Genomic DNA, 21853 nt, shown 5'->3' with positions numbered 1-21853 from the left:
TTCTGTCGGCTAAGAAATGTACATACTGGCTTGCCGACTTGGCGGTTGTTGATGAATGAAGCGGAATCTGAAAAGGAACCACGAATGATGCAGCAGACGATAAACAGAGAATTGGCATTTAGTCAGCGTTTTGGCGAAGGTGAGAAGCACATTCTTACTGAAGAGGCGGTTGATTTTTTAGCGGAGTTGGTCGCACATTTTACGCCAGCACGTAATCAGTTGCTCGCCGAACGGCAGGTACAGCAGCGTAATATCGATCAGGGTAAGCTACCAAACTTCATTTCGGAAACGGATTCCATTCGAAATAAAGAATGGACGATACGCGGCATTCCCGATGACCTTCAGGATCGCCGTGTTGAAATTACTGGCCCGGTTGAGCGCAAGATGGTGATCAACGCATTGAATGCCAATGTGAAGGTTTTCATGGCAGACTTTGAGGATTCGCTGTCACCGGGATGGGAAAAGGTGATTGATGGGCAAATCAACTTACGCGATGCCGTGCGCGGTACGATTTCCTACATCAATGAAACAGGAAAAATCTACCAGTTGAAACCCAACCCTGCGGTATTGGTTTGCCGGGTGCGCGGGTTGCATTTGCCTGAAAAACACGTGTCCTGGCAGGGAGAAGCCATTCCCGGCAGCCTGTTTGATTTCGCGCTGTATTTTTTCCACAACTACCAGGAATTGCTGAAGAAAGGCAGTGGCCCCTATTTCTATCTGCCAAAGACGCAGTCATGGCAGGAAGCGGCCTGGTGGAATGATGTCTTCTGCTATACAGAAGATCGCTTTGACCTTCCCCGTGGGACGATCAAAGCAACGGTATTGATTGAAACACTGCCTGCTGTTTTTCAGATGGACGAAATCCTTTACCACTTACGCGATCATATCGTTGGATTGAACTGTGGCCGTTGGGATTATATTTTCAGCTATATCAAGACATTAAAGAACCACAGCGATCGCGTTCTACCCGATCGCCAGTCGGTGACGATGGAAAAACCCTTCCTTAGCGCTTACTCGCGGTTGTTAATCAAAACCTGTCATCGCCGCGGTGCATTCGCTATGGGCGGGATGGCTGCGTTCATCCCGAGTAAAGAGGCTGAGCGTAATAACTGGGTGTTGGATAAGGTACGTAAAGACAAAGAGCTGGAAGCTCACAATGGTCATGATGGCACTTGGGTGGCTCATCCGGGGTTGGCAGATGCGGTAATGGAGGTGTTCGATCGGGCGTTAGGTGAACGCAAAAATCAGCTCGATATCCGCCGTGAACACGATGCGCCTATCCACGCCGAAGAATTGCTGGAACCCTGTCCGGGAGAGCGCACGGAAATCGGTATGCGTGCGAATATCCGCGTTGCCGTGCAGTACATCGAAGCGTGGATATCTGGTAATGGCTGTGTCCCGATTTATGGATTGATGGAAGATGCGGCGACGGCAGAAATTTCCCGTACCTCAATCTGGCAGTGGATCCGTCATGGCAAGGCGTTGAGCGATGGACGCGTGATCACCAAAGCGATGTTCCGCCAGATGTTGGCTGAAGAGATGTTTGTAATTCAGGAAGAACTCGGTGATGCCCGTTTCAGCGGAGGGCGCTTTGATGAGGCTGCTCGGCTGATGGAGCAAATTACTACGCAAGATGAACTGATCGACTTCCTGACGTTACCCGGCTACGCATTGCTTGATTAATCCTGACTAATAAAAAGGAATCTCTGCTATGACGAACTCTCGTACCCAACAAGTCCAGCATATCGAAAAAGAGTGGAAAACCGCCCGCTGGGAAGGTATTACGCGCCCCTACAGCGCGGAAGATGTGATTAACCTACGTGGATCGGTGAACCCGGAATGCACACTCGCGCAGCTTGGTGCGGCGAGGCTATGGAACCTGCTGCACGGTGAAGCCCGTAAAGGTTATGTTAATTGCCTGGGCGCACTGACGGGAGGGCAGGCTTTACAGCAGGCGAAAGCGGGTATTGAGGCGATTTACCTTTCCGGCTGGCAGGTGGCGGCGGATGCCAATCTGGCATCCAGCATGTATCCCGATCAGTCGCTCTACCCGGCGAACTCTGTGCCGGCGGTGATCGAACGCATCAATAATACCTTCCGGCGTGCTGACCAGATTCAGTGGGCGAATCATATTGAGCCGGGCGATAAGCGCCATACCGATTATTTCCTGCCGATTGTTGCGGATGCCGAGGCCGGATTTGGCGGTGTGCTTAATGCGTTTGAGCTGATGAAATCGATGATTGAAGCAGGCGCGGCGGCGGTTCACTTTGAAGATCAACTGGCATCGGCGAAGAAATGCGGACACATGGGCGGCAAGGTGCTGGTTCCCACGCAGGAAGCGGTTCAGAAGCTGGTCGCGGCACGGCTGGCGGCGGATGTCATGGGCGTGCCCACTTTAGTGGTTGCGCGAACTGATGCGGATGCAGCCGATTTGCTGACGTCCGACTGTGATGAATATGACCGTGATTTCATTACTGGGGAACGCACGGTGGAAGGCTTCTATCGCACGCGTGCTGGGATCGAGCAGGCAATCAGTCGCGGACTGGCCTACGCACCTTATGCGGATCTGGTGTGGTGCGAAACGTCGACGCCGGATTTGTCGCTAGCGCGTCGTTTTGCCGAGGCCATCCACGCGAAATTCCCTGGCAAGCTGCTGGCATACAACTGTTCGCCTTCCTTTAACTGGAAGAAGAATCTGGATGACAGCACGATTGCGCGTTTTCAAGATGAGCTGTCAGCGATGGGCTACAAGTATCAGTTTATTACGCTGGCTGGCATCCACAGCATGTGGTTCAACATGTTTGATCTGGCGCATGCCTATGCGCAGGGTGAGGGGATGCGGCACTACGTAGAAAAAGTGCAGCAGCCTGAATTTGACGCGATTAAAGACGGTTATACCTTCTCATCGCATCAGCAGGAGGTGGGAACGGGCTACTTCGATAAGGTAACGAACATCATTCAGGGAGGCGAGTCTTCGGTGACTGCGCTGACGGGATCGACGGAAGAACAGCAGTTCTGATCCTAACCCGGCTAGTGTGCGGCTGGCCGGGTTTCATCTGGAGATCATGATGACGCGTGACCTTGAAAAGCTGGTGGCGCAGACGATCCTGCAAGGGTTTGATGCGCAATATGGTCGTTTTCTTGAAGTGACGGCGGGCGCACAGCAACGTTTTGAACAGGCTGACTGGCCCGCTGTGCAACAGGCAATGAAACAGCGTATTCACTTATACGATCACCATGTTGGTCTGGTGGTCGCACAGTTGCGCTGTATTACCGGCATCCGCTGCGATGATGCGGATTTTTTGGCGCGGGTGAAGCATATCTACACTGGCTTATTGCCGGACTATCCGCGTTTCGAGATTGCAGAGAGCTTTTTCAATTCCGTCTATTGTCGGCTGTTTAATCATCGGGAACTTGCTCCTGATAAACTGTTTGTTTTCAGTTCTCAGCCAGAACAGCGCTTTCATGAGATTCCTAGACCGATTGCTAAGACGTTTGTGCCAACTACTGGCTGGCAAAGCATGCTGGAAAAGTTGCTGGGCGACGTACCGCTGCGTTTACCGTGGGAAGATTTGCCGCGTGATATTGACTATATCGTTACGTATTTACAGCGCACCTTCTCTGCTGAGCAGCTTGATCAGGCGACGTTACAGGTCGCGAATGAGCTATTTTACCGTAACAAAGCGGCCTGGCTGGTGGGGAAACTGTCGCTGCCTGACGGTGTTTTTCCGTTCTTGCTGCCGATTCACCACAACGAATGTGGTGCACTATTTATTGATACCTGCTTAACCAGTCAGGCAGATGCCAGCATTGTGTTTGGTTTCGCTCGTTCTTACTTCATGGTGTATGCCCCGTTGCCGTTCGCGCTGGTGGCCTGGCTGCGTGACATTCTGCCGGGGAAGACGACGGCGGAGCTTTATCTGGCTATTGGCTGCCAGAAGCACAGCAAAACCGAGTATTACCGAGAATATCTGCATTACATTGCCGAATCAGAAGAGCAGTTTATTATCGCTCCTGGCGTGAAAGGCATGGTGATGCTGGTATTTACGCTGCCTTCGTTCGATCGCGTATTTAAGGTCATTAAAGATCGTTTTGCGCCGCAGAAAGAGGTGAGTGCGGAGCGAGTAATGGCGTGCTATCAACTGGTGAAAGAACACGATCGCGTCGGGCGTATGGCGGATACGCAGGAATATGAAAATTTCGTCATCGATAAGCACCGCATCAGCCTGGAATTATTGGATGAGCTTTGGCGGGAAGTACCGGATAAGCTGGAAGATCTGGGCGATAAGTTAGTGATCCGACACTTGTACATGGAACGCCGGATGACACCGCTGAACCTCTATCTGGAACAGGCAAACGCACAGCAGTTGCACGATGTGATTGAAGAGTATGGCAATGCTATCAAACAGTTGGCTGCGGCGAATATTTTCCCCGGTGATATGTTGTTTAAGAATTTCGGTGTTACGCGTCATGGGCGGGTCGTGTTTTATGATTACGATGAAATCTGCTACATGACCGAGGTAAATTTCCGCAAGATTCCGCCACCGCGTCACCCAGAGGACGAACTGGCCGCAGAGCCGTGGTACAGCGTCGCGCCGAATGATGTGTTTCCCGAAGAATTCCCGCATTTCCTGTGCAGCGACCGCCACATCCGTACACTGTTTGAGGAAATGCATGGCGATCTGTTTTGTGCAGATTACTGGCGGGTATTGCAGCAGCGTATCAAGGACGGTTATATCGAGGATGTTTACGCTTACCGGCGTCGGAAGCGTTTTAGCCAGCGGGGCGGGCATCAGCCGTCAGGGCATCCGACGGCTGATGTGGCATTCAGGTGAAAAAATAGCGCACGATATGGAAGAAGACGGGAGCAGAGAAGCAGAGAGAATCGATGCGATCCATCATCCCGCCGTGCCCTTCCAGCATGGTGCCGAAGTCTTTCACGCCGCGATCGCGCTTAATGCCGGACATGCAAAGCCCGCCAGCAAAACCAAGTAGTGCGATCACGAAAGCGATGAGAAAGGCCTGCCAGGGAGAAAATGGTGTGATCCACCACAACCCCATACCGACCAGACTGGCGGTCAAAATACCACCGATAAACCCTTCTACCGTTTTGTTTGGGCTGAGTTTGGGAACGATGGGGCGTTTTCCCCAGAGTTTGCCGAAAACGTATTGCAGCACGTCCGATAGTTGCACCACGATCATGAGAAACAGCAATAGCTTGATATTCTGGTGCTCATACCCTGCGATATCTAGCATCAGCAGCGCTGGCGCGTGGCTGACACAATAGACGGCGATCATCAGGCTCCATTGAATTTTGGCGGCACGCTCAAGAAAATGCAGCGTATCTCCCGCTAACGCCAGACGCGCAGGGACGAATAGAAATGCGTATACCGGTATCAGAATAATAAAAACGCCGTACCACTGTATGCCAACCAGCAGATACTGAAGCGGCAGGATAATGAAAAAACACCAGAACAGCGCCTCGTGGTCGCCCCGGCGGGTTGGCATCAACGTAATGCATTCTCGCAGTGCATAAAATGACATCAGGGCAAAGAGGATCGTCGAACCGATGGGGCCAATCATCATCGCCAACACAGAAATAATACACATGAGCCACCAGGCACGAATTCGGGCATTGAGGTTCATGATGGTGGCATTTTGCTGACGTTTTGCCAGTATGTAACCGACTAGGCTGGCAAAAGTCAGTAATCCGAATAGGCCGCTCAGCAGCCATTGCATTTCGTTATCCCAGGCTATCACGCTGATAACTCCTCAAGCGCTTGCTTAGCGCGTTCAAGAAAATCCTGTTTCGACTCCATCTCGGCAACGCCTTGTATTGGTTCACCAAATGTGGCGTGGCAAATGATAGGAACGACCAGCCGCGACCCCTTTGGCATGACGCGGTTAAGGTTCTCCAGCCAGATGGGAATCAATTCTATGTCTGGATACTGTTTTGATAAGTGATAAAGCCCGCTTTTAAAGCTATTCAACTGGTCGCCATCTCCCCGCGTGCCTTCGGGAAACAGAATCAGTGACTGGTTCTTGCTTAACGTTGCCTTTAGCGGTTGCAGTGGATCTTGTGAAAGCCGTTCCGAGTGCCCCTCTTCTGTGGTTTTATTGCGTCGCTCGACCAGGACAGCCTGAAAAATACGCAGAGCCAGATAGCGGCGTAGTGGCTTTGTTAGCCAATAGTCGGCGGCAGCGACCGGATGTACGATAGCCCGAAGTTCGTGTGGCAGACTGGCCCAGATCACCAGCCCATCAAGGTGGCTGCTATGGTTGGCATAATAAATTTTAGGGCGTGTCAGATCGGGCTCGCTTCGCCAGTGTGCGCGAACGCCGGTGAGGAGTCGACAAACCGTGACCAAAAGTGAACTGACAATTTTTTTGTCCAGCCCAGAGAAAACGTTAGCCATAAGATTATCCCTGAATACGTAGTGCGCTCATAATCTGTCGAGTGCGGTTAATACAGGTGACGGTCGAACCGAGTAGAATCACCCCGAGTGCGGCGATGAAAAGCCATTGTCCATAAGCAGGGACGATCAGGGCGAGTAAGGAAACCAGCGTTAAAATGGCCATACGATGCTGCTTTGCCATTGCCCCTACCAGCAGGAGTAGCCGAGTGGTGGTGTCTTGGTCGGTACGAAAAGCGAAAATAAAGCTGATACTGGCGATAAAAGCAAAAAGGATGCTGAGAAGGGAAATAGCGTTAGGGGTAAAGCCCCTCAATTGCAACGCCCGAGCGAAATAGCTGGCCCAGCGTGTTTGTCGAGCCTTAATGGGGCGGCGATCTTTTATATCTTGTTCCATGATGTACATTATCCATTGGTGAAACGTATAGGCATACTGTAAGTGCCAGTAAGAATAATGGTATTACAAGAGCCGAACACCCCTTTATACCTCTTCTTTTTCACGCCGCAGGGCTTATCTTCGGGCTGGTCTGCTCGCCCATTATCATGGTATCCCACTATATTCCTGCATGATTTGCTTAGCGGCTTTGATCACCAATGCGCCGAGTTCTGTTACGCGATTGTCCGTAATGCGCGATACGGGGCCGGAAATGGAAATGGCGGCAAAGGCTTCATGATGTTCATCCAGAATACAGGCCGCGATACAGCGTAGCCCCAGCGCGTGCTCTTCGTCATCGAACGAATACCCCTGCTTGCGAATCAGCGAGAGATTTTCCTTCAGAGTCTGCGGCGAACTCAACGTGTGTGGTGTATAGCCATGCAGCCCTTTTTTGTGCAGCAGTTGTGTGACCTGCGCATCGGGTAAATGTGCCAAAAACGTTTTTCCAGCACCGGAGGCATGCATCGGTAACTTACCGCCGATCGGTGCAGACATCCGCATCAGCGCGGTGCATTGTACCTGATCGATAATGATCGCCTGACTATCCGTCTGATCGAGAACGGCCAGATTGACGGTCTCGCCCGAATTCTCCATTAACGCGCGTAATATCGGATGCACAATCGCCAACAGATTGCGGCTTTGCAGAAAGCTACTGCCAACGATAAACGCGTGCGACGCAATCGTCCACAGCCCCAGATCGCCAACCTGACGCACAAAGCCCTGTTGTTGCATGGTAGTAAGCAGGCGGTGGGTGGTGGAATTCGGTAAACCAGCTTGCTGGGCCAGATCGGTTAGCGCCACGCTGCCGTTTGCTTTGGCGATATATTCAAGCAGCGTCAGGCCACGGGTCAGCGACTGAACCTGCCCAGTTGGCTGCGCGGTATTGCCCGGGCTGACTCTGGGTTTCTTGCCGCGTTTGGCTGATTCTGGTGGCGTCATGGCATCGATCCCTTTTTATGGTAATGGAATTGATTTTCGTTTTTTTACCACAGAATGCAACTCTTCTTTCTCTGTGTTTTTTATCGGCAAATGACCTGAAAAAGTCTCATGCTACCTCGCGTTAGCGTGCTCATAACTTATGCTAGGATATACCCGTCATACTCCAAGCTGCATGTGTGTTGGCTTCTCTTACTCACCCCAGTCACTTACTTATGTAAGCTCCTGGGGATGAAATGAGAGACATCCTATCTCTCACCAGAGGTCAGCCGTTGGCTGGTCAAATTCGTTCCAGACGAATTTGTCATGCGATTGTCGCGTGACATGGCTCATGAATGAGCCTTGCCCTAAAGGGCCAACGCCTCGCGCTGTTCAAAACGTTAACGTTTTGTCCTGCAACTCGGATTATTTTGGGTATACACACAACATATCGTATTTATTGGCCGGGAATGGGGTTCGCGTGAGTAATCGGGTAGATGAATTGCGGCGTCAGTTGGCGCAACGCATTATGGTGCTGGATGGTGGTATGGGTACCATGATTCAGGGTTATCGCCTGCAGGAAGCAGATTATCGCGGCGAGCGTTTTGCCGACTGGCCGAGCGATGTGAAGGGAAATAACGATCTGCTGGTGCTGACCAAGCCGCGGGTGATTAGTGAAATCCATGATGCCTATCTGGAAGCCGGTGCCGATATTCTCGAGACTAACACCTTCAACTCCACCACCATCGCGATGGCGGATTATGATATGGAATCGCTGTCGGCGGAAATCAATACCGTCGCCGCCCAGTTGGCGCGTGCCAGCGCGGATAAATGGACAGCGTTAACGCCGGATAAACCGCGCTATGTTGCTGGCGTCCTCGGCCCGACGAACCGAACTGCGTCGATCTCTCCTGATGTGAACGATCCGGCTTTTCGTAACGTCAGTTTTGATCAACTGGTAGAAGCGTATCGTGAATCAACCCGTGCATTGATCGCAGGTGGCGTCGATCTGATCATGATCGAAACCATCTTCGATACGTTGAACGCTAAAGCGGCGAGTTTCGCCGTCGAAAGTGAATTTGAGGCGTTAGGGATCGTATTACCGGTGATGATTTCCGGTACGATCACGGATGCGTCAGGACGGACGTTATCTGGTCAAACGACAGAGGCCTTTTACAATTCCCTGCGTCATTCTCGTCCGCTTTCCTTCGGTCTGAACTGTGCATTGGGGCCAGATGAGCTGCGTCAGTATGTCGCCGAGCTATCACGTATTTCAGAATGCTATGTGAGCGCGCACCCGAATGCAGGACTGCCTAACGCCTTCGGAGAATACGATCTGGATCCCGCTGATATGGCGAAACATATCGGGGAATGGGCGCGATCCGGTTTTCTGAACATTGTCGGTGGCTGCTGTGGATCGACGCCTGCACACATTGCCGCGATGGTGAAAGTGGTGGAGGGCGTGCCGCCGCGAAAACTGCCGGATATCCCGGTAGCCTGTCGCTTATCCGGCCTTGAACCGCTGACTATCGATGCCAACACCCTGTTTGTTAACGTGGGCGAACGGACGAACGTTACCGGCTCTGCGCGTTTTAAACGCCTGATTAAAGAAGAGAAATATAACGAGGCGCTGGATGTTGCCCGCCAGCAGGTGGAAAGCGGTGCGCAGATCATCGATATCAACATGGATGAAGGCATGTTGGATGCGGAAGCGGCGATGACCCGCTTCCTGAATCTGATTGCCGGTGAGCCTGATATCGCCCGTGTGCCGATTATGATCGACTCCTCAAAATGGGAAGTGGTTGAGAAAGGGCTTAAATGCATTCAGGGCAAAGGCATTGTTAACTCGATATCCATGAAGGAAGGCGTTGAGACCTTTATCCATCACGCTAAGCTGGTGCGGCGTTATGGTGCAGCCGTCGTGGTGATGGCCTTCGATGAGGTCGGGCAGGCGGATACCCGTGCACGCAAAATTGAAATTTGTCGCCGGGCTTACCGCATCCTGACGGAAGAAGTCGGTTTTCCGCCGGAAGACATCATTTTTGACCCGAACATTTTCGCGGTGGCAACGGGGATCGACGAGCACAACAACTACGCAGTGGATTTTATCGAGGCATGTGCAGACATCAAGGCACAGTTGCCGCATGCGATGATCTCCGGCGGCGTGTCCAATGTGTCGTTCTCGTTCCGTGGCAACGATCTGGTGCGTGAGGCGATCCACGCCGTCTTCCTGTATTACGCGATCCGCAATGGTATGGATATGGGGATCGTGAACGCCAGCCAGTTGGCGATCTATGACGATCTTCCTGCTGAACTGCGTGATGCCGTTGAGGATGTGATCCTTAATCGTCGCAGTGATGCTACCGAGCGCATGCTCGAACTGGCGGAAAAATATCGCGGTAGCAAAACAGAAGATGAAAGCAGTAAAACGCAGGCGGAGTGGCGCGGTTGGGATGTGAAGAAGCGTCTGGAGTATTCGCTGGTTAAAGGCATCACTGAGTTTATCGAGCTGGATACGGAAGAAGCGCGCCAGCAGGCGACACGACCGATTGAAGTGATCGAAGGTCCGTTGATGGACGGCATGAATGTGGTCGGCGATCTGTTTGGTGCAGGCAAAATGTTTTTACCGCAGGTAGTGAAATCTGCGCGTGTGATGAAGCAGGCGGTGGCTTACCTCGAACCCTATATTGACGCCAGCAAAGACAAAGGCGCGTCTGCTGGAAAAATTTTGCTGGCGACGGTAAAAGGCGATGTTCACGATATCGGTAAGAATATCGTCGGCGTGGTGCTGCAATGTAACAACTACGAAATTATCGATCTGGGCGTGATGGTGCCGACAGATAAGATCCTGAAGACCGCGCGTGAAGAAAAGGTTGATATCATTGGGCTGTCAGGGCTGATTACGCCGTCGCTGGATGAAATGGTCAACGTGGCGAAAGAGATGGAGCGTCAGGGCTTTACGCTGCCGCTGTTGATTGGCGGCGCGACGACCTCTAAAGCGCATACTGCCGTGAAGATTGAGCAGAACTACAGTGGCCCGACCGTCTACGTGCAGAATGCCTCACGCTCTGTTGGCGTGGTATCGGCTCTGCTGTCCAGTACACAGTATGATGATTTTGTTGCGCGTACCCGTAAAGAGTATGAAACCGTGCGTATTCAGCACGCGCGTAAAAAACCGAGAACGCCGCCCGTGACGCTGGAAGTAGCCCGCGCTAACGCTTCTGATTTGGATTGGGAAAACTACACGCCTCCCGTTGCACATCGTCTGGGCGTGCAGGCGGTAACGGCCAGCATCGAAACGCTGCGCAACTACATCGACTGGACGCCATTCTTTATGACCTGGTCGCTGGCGGGGAAATATCCCCGAATTCTGGAAGATGAGGTGGTCGGTGAAGAAGCCAAGCGCCTGTTTGCTGATGCTAACGCGATGTTGGACGATTTGTCAGCGCGTGGTGCGTTGAATCCTCGTGGCGTGGTTGGCCTATTCCCAGCGAACCGCGTAGGGGATGACGTGGTGATTTATACCGATGAACGGCGTGAAACGGTGCTGTTGGTCAGCCACCACCTGCGTCAACAGACGGAAAAAACTGACTTTCCTAACTATTGTCTGTCCGACTTTGTGGCACCAAAATCCAGCGGTAAGCCAGATTATCTGGGAGCGTTTGCAGTAACCGGTGGGCTGGAAGAGGATACGCTGGCCGATCTGTGGGAAGCTCAACACGATGATTACAACAAGATTATGGTGAAAGCGATCTCTGACCGTTTGGCGGAAGCTTTTGCGGAATACCTGCACGAGCGCGTGCGTAAGGTTTACTGGGGCTATGCGCCGAATGAGAATCTCAGTAGTGAGCTGCTGATTCGTGAGAATTATCAAGGCACTCGCCCCGCGCCGGGCTACCCAGCTTGTCCAGATCACACCGAGAAAGTGCAAATCTGGCAACTACTGGATGTAGAAAAACATACCGGAATGAAGCTCACTGAATCCTATGCCATGTGGCCGGGCGCATCGGTATCCGGCTGGTATTTCAGCCACCCTGACAGCAAATACTTCGCCGTCGCCCAAATTCAGCACGATCAGGTGAAGGATTACGCCGTGCGTAAAGGCATGGACGTGAGTGAAGTTGAGCGCTGGCTGGCGCCGAATCTTGGTTATGATGCGGATTAAGTTATGAGAACCGATCTGTGTGATTTGCTTTTATAACCGAATATTTAGGGGGATGGCGAGTATGCGCCAGCCCCCCTGATTATTCAGCCCTGTTCCTCGCAACCCTGGCGTGAAAGGACTGCGATGTTATTGCACCTGAGTGGTGGTAATAATTAAAGCCGTTGCTGGCTCATATGAGTCTGAATTTTCAAATAGATATCTGAAGATGATGTTCCTTTCGCTTTTTCTTCAAAGCCGAGGAAACTCGGCTTTTTCACATCATGTATTAGCTAGCGATTAATATAGCCCAATCACTTTCCACCACAGCAGGCCTGCACTCATGAAGATCGCCTGATTCACCAGACTGACGACAAAACCCGTGCGCCACCAGACGGCGGTGGGCACGTAGCCCGCGCCGAACAGGATCGGGCCGCGTGCATGGGTATATTGCGTCAGTGAGCAGTACAGGCTGCTGGTAAACGCCAGCATGAACGCCATCGGTACTGCCGGAATGTTCAGGTTGATCCCGACACCGAGGAATACCGCAAAAAGGGCGGCGATCTGTGCATTGCCGCTGGCGAAGAAATAGTGAGTGTAGAAATAGGCTGCGTTCAGCAGCAGCAACACCAAGACCCAGCTTGTTCCCTGCATTAAATGGCCGATGTTGCTGCCGATGAGATCGCCGAACCAGTTGGTGAAGCCGAGCTTTTTCAACTGGTTCGCCATCATCAGCAGGGCGGCGAACCAAATCAGCGTATCCCAGGCGCCTTTCTCGCTCTTCACGTCTTCCCAACTCAGTACGCCAGTTAACAGCAGGAAGGAAAGCCCGACGAAGGAAGCGGTCGTGGCATCTACGCCTAAGCGGTCGCCAAAGATCCACAATACCAGTAGCAGGATAACGGTGAATGCCATCAGCCATTCGCCACGACTCATACTGCCCATCTTTGCTAACTCGGCGACGGCCAGTTTTGGCGCATCCGGCGTATGGCGAATTTCTGGCTTGGTCAGCCAGTAGACGAGCAGCGGGACAATCGCCAGAGAGATCAAACAGGGGACGAGCGCTGCCAGAAACCAGCTTCCCCAGGTAATGGTAACGCCTGCGTTGGCCGCGAGTTTCACCGCCAGCAGGTTGCCGGTGTAGGCGGTCATAAACAGCGCCGCTGTCACGTCGTTAACGTTACCAATACAGGTAATCAGGAAGGTGCCAATCTTACTGCGCGATGCGTCTTCCGGTTTGGAATCGAAACTGCGCGACAGTGAATCGGCAATCGGATAAATAATTCCGCCGCAGCGTGCGGTGTTGCTCGGCATCGCGGGGGAAAGCACCAGATCGGCAAAGGCCAGACCGTAAGCCAGTCCCAGTGTGCGTTTTCCCAGCATACGGATCATCTGCAAGGCAATGCGGCGGCCCAATCCCGTTTTGATAAAGCCGCGTGCGATCATGAAGGCAACGACAATCAGCCAGATCAGCGAGCTGTTCAAATCGCTGAGTGCGGTTTGTATTGCTCCGCTGGCCGTTTTATCCCCTGCGGCGTAAGTTAGCGCAAAAAGGGTGATACTGATAATACCGATAGCCCCAATTGGGAGGACGTTAGCGACAATACAAACGATTGTTGCTACAAAAATGACGGCAGAGTGCCAGGCGGCTGGATTTAAGCCTGTTGGAGGTTCCATCTGCCAAAAGAAGGTGGCGACGGCAAGAATCACGATCAGCGGGAGCCAGTTTAGTCCATACGAGGTTTTTGTCTTCATCCATTTTCCTTACTAAAAAGTCAGAAGGATTGCAGGGCATACGCTAACGTACTCAATTTGCTAAATATTAAGCATGCTTAACGTTTGTCAGGAACATAACCCATAAGGGTTAGGTACATAAGAGGAGCATAGCGCTAACCAGACAAGGCATGACAGGAAACCGCAGGATTATTGATTTGGATTCTGTTTTTTAAATATTGTCATTTAATTAATTTTTTTCATTTATTGATGTGAGCGATTTTCCTGTGGCGAGGACTGCCTCGCAGTACAGCCAGCTAACATCTGGTAAGATGGCGGCTCATTACCTTATTGATACATTGTTTTTATCGACACACTGTATTTCGTCGATACAGTATTTTTATCGACATATTGTATTTCATCGACATATTGCTTAACCGGAGGCGTGGACTTTTTGTTAACACTGCTGAATCTCCTCTCTGCGATTGCGTTACTGGTTTGGGGCACCCACATTGTCCGTACCGGTATCATGCGGGTTTATGGCACTCAGTTACGGCGGGTTCTCAGCGATAGCGTTGAGAAAAAACCGTTGGCTTTTATGGCTGGCATTGGTGTCACTGCGCTGGTGCAGAGTAGTAATGCGACAGCGCTGCTGACGACCTCTTTTGTTTCGCAGGGGCTGGTGGCACTAACGCCTGCGCTGGTGATTATTCTCGGGGCGGATGTCGGCACGGCGCTGATGGTGCGAATCCTGACGTTCGACCTGTCCTGGCTTTCTCCGCTACTGATTTTTCTTGGTGTGGTATTTTTCCTCAGCCGTAAACAGACACGAGTTGGCCAGATTGGTCGCGTAGCGATTGGGCTTGGGCTGATTCTGCTGGCGCTGGAAATGATTGTCCTGGCCGCTGCGCCGATCACGCAAGCGTCGGGCGTGAAGGTGCTGTTCTCGTCGCTGACCGGCGACGTGATGCTGGATGCGTTGGCTGGGGCGCTGTTTGCGGTGATGACCTATTCCAGTCTGGCAGCGGTGCTGCTGACGGCGACGTTAACGGCAAGCGGTGTGATCTCGCTGGAAGTGGCGATGTGTCTGGTTATCGGGGCCAATCTGGGTAGCGGCTTACTGACAATGATGAGCACTTCGACGCAGAATGCGGCGGGCCGACGCGTGGCGCTCGGTAGTATGTTGTTTAAGATGATCGGTTGTCTGGTTGTGCTGCCGCTGGTTGAGCCGCTTTCGCGCTGGCTGACGCGTATTCCGTTAAGTGCCGAAGAATTGGTGATTTATTTCCACCTGTTCTACAACTTGATCCGTTGCCTGCTGTTGATTCCGCTTACTGGCGTGGTGGCCCGCCTGTCCTGCGCAATGATTGCTGATTCGCCGCAGGTTGATATTGAGATGAAACCGCGTCATCTGGATACCAGTTCGCTGGATACGCCAGCATTGGCGTTAGCCAATGCTGCACGGGAAACGCTGCGGATTGGTGATGTGCTGGAGCAGATGCTGAGCTTGTACCGCGAAGTCTTGCAAGGCGATCTTATGCAGCGGCGCGAGATTCGTCGGCTTGATGATGATGTCGATATACTGTACACCGCGATTAAGCTTTATCTGGCGCAGATTCAGAAAGATGGGTTGGATGAGCGGGATTCTCAGCGCTGGGCGGAAGTTATCGAAGTGGCGCTGAATCTGGAACAGGCGGGCGATATTATTGAACGCATGGCGGATGACATCGGCAATCATTCATCCGGTGTACGTATGGCGTTTTCTGCACAGGGGCTGGAAGAGTTGAACCATCTGCATGACCAACTGCTGGCGAACTTGCGTCTGGGGCTGTCGGTTTTCTTGTCGGAAGATGTTATTAGTGCTAAACGCCTGCGCCGTGCCAAGCACCGTTTTCGAATTATGAATCGCCGCTATGCACATGCGCACGTCGATCGCTTACATCAACACAACGTACAGAGTCTGGAAACCAGTTCGCTCCATTTGAGCTTGCTGGGAGATATGAACCGACTGAATTCACTGTTCTGTGCGGTGGCGTATAACGTCTTGATTGTGCAGCAGGACGGGGACGAAGAGCGCGAAGAATCACCGCTGACGTTGTGATCATTTTGTGTGGAATGACAGTCATTTTTATGCAGACTAAGAGACGGTTTCGTGCGCGATAGTACCGTCATTTTTATGCTACCCCGTAGCACGCGCCCGACATGGGACGGCTCAAACGCCGCTCGCCCCATGACCCCAGGCTTTCGGCGGAAATTATGCCGCTGACGCGGTTCCATCGGTGCTCCTGACCGCTAGTCGAGCCGCCAGTGACGCGTTCCAGACGCGGCACTGGCTTTCGCGACGTCCTGTCGCTCACTCGGCGGCCAAGCCCACCGATGCATAATTTTTGACGCCGGATAACGGCAAAATCCGCGTCTGCATAAAAATATAACGAAGAGACAGATTACAGGGAGCGAATTTACTCGAACAGGCTGCGGTGCAGTGTCTGCACCACCCGCTCGGCGTCGTCACCCGGAACCAGGAAGCACAGATTGTTGCTGCTGGCACCGTAGCAGATCAGGCGAATGCGGAAGGGTTCCAACACGCCAAACACTTCTTTCCCTACGCCACAGGCCTGAGACAGCTTATTGCCGATTAGCGCGACCAACGATAGATTCTCTTCAACTTCTACTCGACACAGCGATGACAGCTCGGTCAGCAGAGCGCTGGACAGCAGGCTGTCGCCCGTTGAAGTGGAACCGGTTGTATCGAGCGTTAAGGCCACGTTGACTTCTGACGTGGTGATCAGGTCAACGGAGATGTTGTGACGTGCCAAAATACTGAACACTTCAGCCAGAAAGCCGCGTGTGTGCAGCATATTGAGGCTGTGCAGCGTGAGCAGCGTTTGCTTACGACGTAGTGCCAGTGCTCGGAACAGCGGCGGATTTTCTGTTTTATTGCACACCAGCGTCCCGCCTGCGGCTGGATCTTTGCTGGAACCGACGAACACTGGGATATCGCTACGCACCGCAGGCAGCAGCGTGGCTGGGTGCAGAACTTTCGCACCAAATGTCGCCATTTCGGCAGCTTCTTCAAACATGATTTGATCGATGCGTTTTGCTGTTGGCACGACGCGTGGATCGGTGGTGTAGATGCCGGGAACATCGGTCCAGATATCAATCCGGCTGACGTTGAGCGCTTCGCCCAGCAGTGCCGCCGTATAATCGCTACCGCCGCGACCCAGTGTGGTTGTGCGGCCTTTTGCTTCGCTGCCGATAAAGCCCTGAGTAATTACCAGACCTTGTTCAAGGCGTGGCTGCAACTGGCTGCGAGTCAGTTCGCCCAGCACATCGCAATCCGGCTGTGCGCGGCCAAAATGATCGTCGGTACGCATGATTTTACGCACATCAAACCACTCAGCCACCACATCGCGCTGGCGAAGGATCTCAACAAACAGCAGGGTAGACATCAGTTCGCCGTGGCTGACCAGTTCATCGGTCAGCGCGTTAGATGTAGCGAGCGCTGCGGCTTCAGATAGCGTGGTTACGCTATCCAGCATGCGATCAATTTCATCGCGAATAACGCTTTGATTGGTCAGCTTATCGATGATGGCGTATTGAATCTGGCGAATCTTCGCCAGATGTTCAGCACGCGTTTCCTGCGTTTGACCTTCCGCGAGCGCGACCAATAAATTGGTAATGCCAGCCGATGCCGATAGCACAACAACGCGTACATTTGGATTCGATAACACCACATCGGCGCTGCGGTTCATGGCGTCAAAGTCCGCCACGCTGGTGCCGCCAAATTTGGCAATAACGGTAGAGTTCGCGTTTGCGGATACTTCAGTTGCAGACATGTCAAAAAACCTCGTGTCAGGGGTAGGCTGTTTGCAGTAAACAGCATTCCATTAATCAACCTTGGCACAGGGGGAGAGCAGAAGTCGGGGGCAGGCGTAGAAAATCGCTACGATACACCCAGAAGCGCTCCACCTTGCTGAACGTCCATCAGGACGAATCTGGTGACAACCCAGAGGATTCAGCCTCTGTAGTCGATAGGGTGAAAGCCGTATTTCACCACATCTCGGCGTCGCTCCCCCTCAGATACCATCAGCGGATTACGGTTCCTCCGATATCTTACCTGGGCGACGCGCCTCTTCTGGCTTGCACACCGAGTGCGCAAGTACGGTGTTAGAAATAACGGGTTATGCGGTTTCTGTCAATAAACAATCTGTCAGTGAACTACAGGGCATAAATCGCTTTTAGCAAGAAAAGGGATCTCAATCGGGATTTTAAGGGATACAATCGATTCAGTCACTTTGAACTCATGCTTAGAGAGAAAGTCGCATTATGAAAAATATCAATCCAAGCCAAACTGCCGCCTGGCAGGCGTTACAAACCCATTTTGACGCGCTGAAAGACGTGCAAATCAGCGAACTGTTTGCACAGGATAGCGACCGTTTTGCGCATTTTTCCGCGACGTTCGACGATCAGATGCTGGTGGATTACTCCAAAAACCGTATCACGGCGGAAACCATGGATAAATTGCACGCACTGGCACGGGAAACCGGCCTGTCTGCGGCGATTCACTCTATGTTTGCCGGTGAGAAAATCAACCGCACGGAAGATCGCGCCGTTCTGCACGTTGCCCTGCGTAACCGCAGCAATACACCGATTCTGGTGGATGGCAAAGATGTAATGCCGGAAGTCAACGCGGTGCTGGCGAAGATGAAAGATTTCAGCGAGCGCGTGATTGGCGGTGAGTGGAAGGGTTATACCGGAAAAACGATCACCGACGTGGTCAACATCGGTATCGGCGGCTCCGACCTAGGCCCGTTCATGGTGACGGAAGCGCTGAAGCCTTATAAGAACCACCTCAACATGCATTTTGTCTCCAACGTTGACGGCACGCATATTGCTGAAACGTTGAAGCCGCTAAACCCGGAAACCACGCTGTTCCTCGTCGCTTCTAAAACCTTCACCACGCAGGAAACCATGACCAACGCGCACAGCGCTCGCGACTGGTTCCTGAAAACGGCACTGGATGAGAAACACGTTGCCAAGCACTTTGCTGCGTTGTCCACCAACGCGAAAGCCGTCGGCGAATTTGGCATCGATACCAACAACATGTTCGAATTCTGGGATTGGGTCGGTGGACGCTACTCCCTGTGGTCGGCGATTGGGTTGTCGATCATTCTTTCTCTCGGCTTTGAGAACTTTGAAAAACTGCTTAGCGGCGCGCATGCGATGGATAAGCACTTTGCCTCCACGCCTGCGGAGAAAAACCTGCCCGTGCTGCTGGCGCTGATCGGTATTTGGTACAACAATTTCTTCGGTGCAGAAACCGAGGCGATTCTGCCGTATGACCAATACATGCACCGCTTTGCCGCCTATTTCCAACAGGGGAATATGGAATCCAACGGGAAATCAGCCGATCGCAATGGTAATCCGGTGGATTACCAAACTGGGCCGATTATCTGGGGTGAGCCGGGCACGAACGGTCAGCATGCGTTCTACCAGTTGATCCATCAGGGCACCAAGCTGGTTCCGTGTGATTTTATCGCGCCAGCAACCAGCCATAACCCATTGAGCGATCACCATAGCAAGCTGTTATCGAACTTCTTTGCGCAGACGGAAGCGCTGGCGTTCGGTAAGAGCTGTGACGTGGTGGAAGCAGAATTTGCGGCGGCGGGTAAAAGTGCCAAAGACGTGGAACACGTCGCACCGTTTAAGGTATTTGAAGGCAATCGCCCGACCAACTCGATCCTGCTGCGCGAAATCACCCCGTATAGTTTAGGCGCGTTGATTGCACTGTATGAGCACAAGATCTTTACTCAGGGCGCGATCCTGAACATCTTCACGTTCGATCAGTGGGGCGTGGAATTAGGTAAACAACTGGCAAACCGCATTCTGCCAGAGCTGGAAAATGACAGTACGATCGACAGCCATGACAGCTCTACCAACGGGCTGATCAACCGCTTTAAAGCGTGGCGTAACTAATCGGGCCTGTGCCCTTTGGTTTTTCAATCGCAAGGAGGAAGAAATGCAGGTTCGTATTTTGTTGGGGCTATCAGCGGCAGCCTTGCTGGCGGGGTGCAGCAGCACCAGTCAACTCAGCACCGCTGGGCAGGCCGTGACGTTCACGGATACCAAGCCAGGAAGCGAATGCCAACTATTGGGGCAGGTTAGCGGTAGCCAGTCGAACTGGCTGGCGGGCAACCATGGCGGCGGTAGTGCTATGCGCGGTGCAGCGAACGATCTGCGTAATAAAGCGGCGGCGATGGGGGGCAATACCGTCTATGGTGCCACCAGCCCGAGTGAAACCTTCTGGTCAAGCTTTGCGCCGCTGGACAGCAAGATGAACGGCAGCGTTTACAAGTGTCCTTAAGCTAAAAAGAAACCCGGTGAGAGCACCGCTCTCACCGGGTTCTTAACGCATTGATCAACGTTATTGTTCAGTGTCGTCTTGATGCTGCCTCATCCCTAAATCCAGCGGCGTTTTGCTGGCTTCCCCACCGATTTCCCGCGCTAAACGCGGCACCAGATAGCCGGATACCTTTTTCATTAGTGCTTTGACTAAGACTCGCGCTTCGTTGTCATCCACCAGAAAATGGGCGGCGCCCTGTACCTTATCCAGCACGTGTAGGTAATAAGGGAGAATACCTGTGTCAAATAATGCATTACTGAGCCGAGCCAGTGTCTCAGCGCTATCATTCACCCCGCGCAGCAGCACGCTTTGGTTGAGTAACGTCACGCCTGCACGGCGTAAACGCGCCATACTTTGTGTTAAATCAGGATCGATTTCCTGCGGATGGTTAATATGCGTCACCAGCAGTATCTGAAGCGAACTGCGTGATAGACGATCGCACAGCACATCGGTAATACGGGCGGGGATCACCACAGGCAAACGGCTGTGAATACGCAGGCGTTTCAGGTGTGGGATGTGTTCCAGTTCGGTGATCAGCCAGTCCAATTCGTGGTCTTTGGCCATCAGTGGGTCGCCGCCGGAAAAAATGATTTCATCCAGCTCAGGGTGCTGGCGGATATAATCTAGCGCCTGACGCCAGTTTGCCTTATTGCCCTGATTATCCTGATACGGGAAATGGCGGCGGAAGCAGTAGCGGCAGTTCACCGCGCAGCCGCCTTTAACCAGCAGTAGGGCGCGGTTGTGATATTTATGCAGTAGCCCGGGAACGACGCTGTGTTGCTCATCAAGCGGATCGTGGGTGAAGCCTGACGTGACAATAAACTCTTCACGGGCAGTTAATACCTGGAGCAGCAGCGGATCGTCAGGATTCCCTTTTTGCATCCGTGCGGCGAATGCGCGCGGTACACGCAGAGCAAAAAGCCTGCGTGCATCATGCCCTTGCCGGAGTTTTTCGTGATCGGCCAGAGCCAAAAGTTGTAGCAATTCATCAGGATCGGTGATTACGTCCGCAAGTTGCTGCAACCAATCTTCTCTGGAAGGTATATTTAGGGTTACAATGTGTGCCATTTTTTTGGCTTCGTACCAGTGTTAAATTGTAGAGGGCCTTTATGGCGACTTATCTTAGCAACGATTTCCGTTCCGGTCTTAAAATCATGTTCGAAGGCGAGCCGTATGCTATCGAATCCAGTGAATTTGTTAAGCCGGGTAAAGGCCAGGCTTTTGCTCGTGTAAAAATGCGTCGCCTGTTGACGGGTTCTCGCGTTGAAAAAACCTTCAAATCGACTGACTCAGCAGAAGGTGCCGACGTCGTCGATACCAACATGAACTACCTGTATAACGACGGCGACTTCTACCATTTCATGCACCCTGAGACGTTTGAACAGCATCAGGTTGAAGAGAAGACCGTTGGTGATGCGGTAAAATGGTTGCAGGATAATGCTGAATGTATCGTTACGCTGTGGGATGGTCGCCCGATCACCGTTCTGCCGCCGAATTTCATCGAAGCTGAAATCACTGATACCGATCCAGGCCTGAAAGGCGATACCGCAGGAACAGGTGGCAAGCCAGCGACGCTGAGCACCGGTGCCGTGGTTAAAGTGCCATTGTTCGTACAGATCGGTGAAGTTGTCAGAGTTGACACGCGTTCTGGTGAGTACGTTTCACGCGTTAAGTAATGTATCTGAAAAAGCCGCCTTCTATGAGGGCGGTATTTTTAATTCATTTTTCGTCATTTGAGTCTCCCTCTGTTTCGCACCTCATCCGAAAAAACCTTCACAAGCATTAAAATTGGCTACGCTTAAAAAGCAGTCCTTTCGTACCGTTGAAATCCT

Annotated in this window: 15 protein-coding genes and 1 riboswitch; of the genes, 8 read left to right on the top strand and 7 right to left on the bottom strand. The window is 52.4% G+C overall.

What is annotated here, in order from left to right:
• Positions 1 to 84 precede the first annotated feature (84 nt).
• Genes aceB through aceK form a run of 3 tightly spaced genes read left to right on the top strand, consistent with a single transcriptional unit; the run spans position 85 to position 4835 of the window.
• Positions 85 to 1683, top strand: coding sequence for a malate synthase A (gene aceB / locus A7983_RS04895; protein ID WP_039478935.1), 1599 nt, complete (start codon positions 85 to 87; stop codon positions 1681 to 1683).
• Positions 1684 to 1711: 28 nt separating this feature from the next.
• A complete protein-coding gene (aceA, locus tag A7983_RS04890) occupies positions 1712 to 3019 on the top strand; it encodes an isocitrate lyase (RefSeq protein ID WP_005972939.1) in 1308 nt (435 codons plus the stop codon).
• 49 nt (positions 3020 to 3068) lie between these two features.
• On the top strand, positions 3069 to 4835 hold the full coding sequence (gene aceK / locus A7983_RS04885) for a bifunctional isocitrate dehydrogenase kinase/phosphatase (RefSeq protein ID WP_005972942.1): 1767 nt from the start codon (positions 3069 to 3071) through the stop codon (positions 4833 to 4835).
• Here aceK and A7983_RS04880 read toward each other — a convergent pair.
• The 4 genes from A7983_RS04880 to iclR form a co-directional block, all read right to left on the bottom strand.
• Positions 4828 to 5739: a phosphatidate cytidylyltransferase gene (locus tag A7983_RS04880; protein WP_043885453.1), complete on the bottom strand. Its 912-nt coding sequence runs from the start codon at positions 5737 to 5739 to the stop codon at positions 4828 to 4830. The genes aceK and A7983_RS04880 overlap by 8 nt on opposite strands.
• A 17-nt stretch (positions 5740 to 5756) precedes the next feature.
• The gene (locus A7983_RS04875) at positions 5757 to 6416 is read right to left on the bottom strand and encodes a lysophospholipid acyltransferase family protein (protein WP_005972947.1); all 660 of its coding nucleotides are present in this window, start codon (positions 6414 to 6416) and stop codon (positions 5757 to 5759) included.
• Positions 6417 to 6420: 4 nt separating this feature from the next.
• Entirely contained in the window at positions 6421 to 6810 is a 390-nt protein-coding gene (locus A7983_RS04870) for a hypothetical protein (RefSeq protein ID WP_005972951.1), read from the bottom strand.
• A 144-nt stretch (positions 6811 to 6954) separates the two neighbouring features.
• Entirely contained in the window at positions 6955 to 7788 is an 834-nt protein-coding gene (gene iclR / locus A7983_RS04865) for a glyoxylate bypass operon transcriptional repressor IclR (RefSeq protein WP_005972953.1), read from the bottom strand.
• A 457-nt stretch (positions 7789 to 8245) separates the two neighbouring features.
• Here iclR and metH point away from each other — a divergent pair, with 457 nt between their 5' ends.
• Positions 8246 to 11929 (top strand): methionine synthase, encoded by a 3684-nt coding sequence (gene metH, locus A7983_RS04860; RefSeq protein ID WP_039478939.1) that lies wholly within the window; start codon positions 8246 to 8248, stop codon positions 11927 to 11929.
• A gap of 276 nt (positions 11930 to 12205) precedes the next feature.
• Here metH and A7983_RS04855 read toward each other — a convergent pair whose 3' ends face one another.
• A complete protein-coding gene (locus A7983_RS04855) occupies positions 12206 to 13660 on the bottom strand; it encodes a DASS family sodium-coupled anion symporter (RefSeq protein WP_005972958.1) in 1455 nt (484 codons plus the stop codon).
• Positions 13661 to 14072: 412 nt separating this feature from the next.
• On the opposite strand from A7983_RS04855, the gene A7983_RS04850 reads away from it, so the two are divergent.
• The gene (locus A7983_RS04850) at positions 14073 to 15719 is read left to right on the top strand and encodes a Na/Pi cotransporter family protein (protein ID WP_005972960.1); all 1647 of its coding nucleotides are present in this window, start codon (positions 14073 to 14075) and stop codon (positions 15717 to 15719) included.
• Positions 15720 to 16077: 358 nt separating this feature from the next.
• Here the strand turns inward: A7983_RS04850 and lysC are convergent, their stop codons facing one another.
• Positions 16078 to 17454, bottom strand: coding sequence for a lysine-sensitive aspartokinase 3 (gene lysC / locus A7983_RS04845; protein ID WP_005972965.1), 1377 nt, complete (start codon positions 17452 to 17454; stop codon positions 16078 to 16080).
• Between the two features lie 114 nt (positions 17455 to 17568).
• Positions 17569 to 17761, bottom strand: a riboswitch (Lysine riboswitch).
• A gap of 183 nt (positions 17762 to 17944) precedes the next feature.
• On the opposite strand from lysC, the gene pgi reads away from it, so the two are divergent.
• Together pgi and A7983_RS04835 are read left to right on the top strand one after the other, a co-directional pair.
• The gene (pgi, locus tag A7983_RS04840) at positions 17945 to 19594 is read left to right on the top strand and encodes a glucose-6-phosphate isomerase (RefSeq protein ID WP_005972967.1); all 1650 of its coding nucleotides are present in this window, start codon (positions 17945 to 17947) and stop codon (positions 19592 to 19594) included.
• A gap of 43 nt (positions 19595 to 19637) precedes the next feature.
• Entirely contained in the window at positions 19638 to 19982 is a 345-nt protein-coding gene (locus tag A7983_RS04835; protein ID WP_005972970.1) for a DUF4156 domain-containing protein, read from the top strand.
• Positions 19983 to 20042: 60 nt separating this feature from the next.
• Here the strand turns inward: A7983_RS04835 and epmB are convergent, their stop codons facing one another.
• Complete coding sequence (epmB, locus tag A7983_RS04830) at positions 20043 to 21089, bottom strand: EF-P beta-lysylation protein EpmB (protein ID WP_005972972.1); 1047 nt, start codon at positions 21087 to 21089, stop codon at positions 20043 to 20045.
• A gap of 41 nt (positions 21090 to 21130) precedes the next feature.
• Here epmB and efp point away from each other — a divergent pair, with 41 nt between their 5' ends.
• Positions 21131 to 21697 (top strand): elongation factor P, encoded by a 567-nt coding sequence (gene efp / locus A7983_RS04825; protein WP_005972974.1) that lies wholly within the window; start codon positions 21131 to 21133, stop codon positions 21695 to 21697.
• Positions 21698 to 21853 lie beyond the last annotated feature (156 nt).

This window comes from Pectobacterium wasabiae CFBP 3304 (assembly GCF_001742185.1).
Lineage (GTDB): Bacteria > Pseudomonadota > Gammaproteobacteria > Enterobacterales > Enterobacteriaceae > Pectobacterium > Pectobacterium wasabiae.
Note: the sequence above shows the minus strand (reverse complement) of the source record. Positions and strands in the feature narration are given on the sequence as shown.

Excerpts from the sequence above, each read along its gene's own strand:
- aceB (WP_039478935.1), top strand. The coding sequence starts at position 85 with ATGATGCAGCAGACGATAAACAGAGAATTGGCATTTAGTCAGCGTTTT.
- aceA (WP_005972939.1), top strand. The coding sequence starts at position 1,712 with ATGACGAACTCTCGTACCCAACAAGTCCAGCATATCGAAAAAGAGTGG.
- aceK (WP_005972942.1), top strand. The coding sequence starts at position 3,069 with ATGACGCGTGACCTTGAAAAGCTGGTGGCGCAGACGATCCTGCAAGGG.
- A7983_RS04880 (WP_043885453.1), bottom strand. The coding sequence starts at position 5,739 with ATGCAATGGCTGCTGAGCGGCCTATTCGGATTACTGACTTTTGCCAGC.
- A7983_RS04875 (WP_005972947.1), bottom strand. The coding sequence starts at position 6,416 with ATGGCTAACGTTTTCTCTGGGCTGGACAAAAAAATTGTCAGTTCACTT.
- A7983_RS04870 (WP_005972951.1), bottom strand. The coding sequence starts at position 6,810 with ATGGAACAAGATATAAAAGATCGCCGCCCCATTAAGGCTCGACAAACA.
- iclR (WP_005972953.1), bottom strand. The coding sequence starts at position 7,788 with ATGACGCCACCAGAATCAGCCAAACGCGGCAAGAAACCCAGAGTCAGC.
- A7983_RS04855 (WP_005972958.1), bottom strand. The coding sequence starts at position 13,660 with ATGAAGACAAAAACCTCGTATGGACTAAACTGGCTCCCGCTGATCGTG.
- lysC (WP_005972965.1), bottom strand. The coding sequence starts at position 17,454 with ATGTCTGCAACTGAAGTATCCGCAAACGCGAACTCTACCGTTATTGCC.
- pgi (WP_005972967.1), top strand. The coding sequence starts at position 17,945 with ATGAAAAATATCAATCCAAGCCAAACTGCCGCCTGGCAGGCGTTACAA.
- A7983_RS04835 (WP_005972970.1), top strand. The coding sequence starts at position 19,638 with ATGCAGGTTCGTATTTTGTTGGGGCTATCAGCGGCAGCCTTGCTGGCG.
- epmB (WP_005972972.1), bottom strand. The coding sequence starts at position 21,089 with ATGGCACACATTGTAACCCTAAATATACCTTCCAGAGAAGATTGGTTG.
- efp (WP_005972974.1), top strand. The coding sequence starts at position 21,131 with ATGGCGACTTATCTTAGCAACGATTTCCGTTCCGGTCTTAAAATCATG.